This is a genomic window from Candidatus Darwinibacter acetoxidans (genome assembly GCF_041936445.1).
Taxonomy (GTDB): Bacteria; Bacillota; Limnochordia; order Darwinibacteriales; family Darwinibacteriaceae; genus DTU010.
On record NZ_JBHGXH010000004.1, the window covers coordinates 1 to 1,563 of the forward strand.

Consider the following 1,563-nt stretch of genomic DNA (forward strand, 5'->3'; position numbering starts at 1 on the left):
GGGGAGCCGGTCCTGCTGAAGCGGTGGACCGAGGACTGCAGCGATCCTCGCGAAGAATGCTCACTGGATATTTGCTGCCAGTACGCTATGCCGGACGGGAGCGTAAAGGTTGAGCGGAATCATACCTGGTGAAAAATTCGGCCCGCCGGGAGCCGTAAATCCCGGCAGAAAGGAAAGGAGGAGAAGAAATGGCAACATGTTATCGCTGCTTCAGGGATGGTCTGAAGTATCTATCGGAGGCCCGCGTCGGGGATGCGTTGCTCGCCCCGGTTTGCAAGTGTGGAGAACACTACGTCCTGCAGGAGGCAGACATGGAGAATCTCACCGCCTTCATCGCCTGCCCGAAGGGTTGTGAAGGCCACCGGACAGAACTTCGTTTTACAGGGCTTTGGGATGACCTGCCAGACCTCTACGTGCTGGTGCACGCCCAGCGCTATGGGCGTATCCCATGCATACTGAAAGGCCACATCCGGGATGTGGCATTGCAACTGGCGAAATTCGCCAGGAGCAAATGCAAAGGGCGTATGACGGACGCCAGCGTCCGCTGCTACGCGAAAGCGTTTGAATACGCTCTCCGCAGAGATGCGGAGAAGGAAGAAACCAGTGAACTGCAACTGGTGGCATATTCCTCACCATTTGAAGTGGGGATAAATGCCGGACGCAGCCAAAAGGTTGTCGTCCCCGCCACTCTTCATGACATATATGACGAACCCGTCGAATTTGAGTGGCGGGATGTCTGCGCAAAATAACCCGGCCCGCCCCGCGCCGTAAGCGGGGCAAATAAAAAAACAGGAGGGTTTATGATGCCACAAGATTATACCAAAGAGCTATTGAAGAAAGGGGAAGAGCGGAAGCGCCTGACGGAGCAGCTACAGGAGTTGCTCCTGAATGTCGCGGGCAAAATTGCCGATTCGGTGCCATTGGGCACTGAGGTTGAGGTTGCCGGGGTGCGTTACCGCGCCCACCGCTACAGCTCCAACATCGGCAGCTTCCGGACTGTGGTCGTTGTTGATCAGGAAAGCTGCGAGGACTTCCCTGTTTTCCGGGCCATCGACAACGAGCCGCCCGGCAGTGAATATTACCTGCATCGGGATTACGGGCGTATTGTCCACGTTGCCGCCAGGGAGGAATTTCTCCACTTCGCCAACCACTTGCCCGAAATCATCCGGGCATTCGAGGTGAAGGAGGACGCGATAATCGAAGAACTCCGCGACGCGTTTGAACGCCTGCGGACAAGTTTATAAGAACTGCTCCGGCCCCTCCTCCCCCAGGGGGGGGCGGCCGGCCCGCCGGAGTTTGCCCGGCAAGACCGGAATGGCGGCCACCCGGTTAAACAACGCCGCCACCAGGCAACAATTTGAAGTGAAGGGAGGATCTAAAATGCGATCCAAAATGCGTTACCCCGTGTCTGACCCTATCCTTCATCGTTGTATTGCTATCGCCCTTACCCAAAAGAAATTTATACGCAGTAGCCTGAAAGCATTGCTTTACGATGCGGGTTTATACGCCGATCTGCACCAGGAACTTGTTGCTGCTGCCGTGGATGCCTGGCGGCAAGGGTAT

Annotated in this window: 3 protein-coding genes; all 3 read left to right on the top strand. The window is 56.3% G+C overall.

All coding sequences use genetic code 11. The features are described 5' to 3' along the window. Positions 1 to 311 precede the first annotated feature (311 nt). A complete protein-coding gene (locus tag ACE4YL_RS00020; RefSeq protein WP_461368958.1) occupies positions 312 to 749 on the top strand; it encodes a hypothetical protein in 438 nt (145 codons plus the stop codon). Between the two features lie 54 nt (positions 750 to 803). Beyond that, a complete protein-coding gene (locus tag ACE4YL_RS00025) occupies positions 804 to 1,244 on the top strand; it encodes a hypothetical protein (RefSeq protein ID WP_461368959.1) in 441 nt (146 codons plus the stop codon). A 136-nt stretch (positions 1,245 to 1,380) separates the two neighbouring features. Then, positions 1,381 to 1,563, top strand: a 183-nt coding sequence (locus ACE4YL_RS00030; RefSeq protein WP_461368960.1) for a hypothetical protein, incomplete at its 3' end; no start/stop codon positions are given.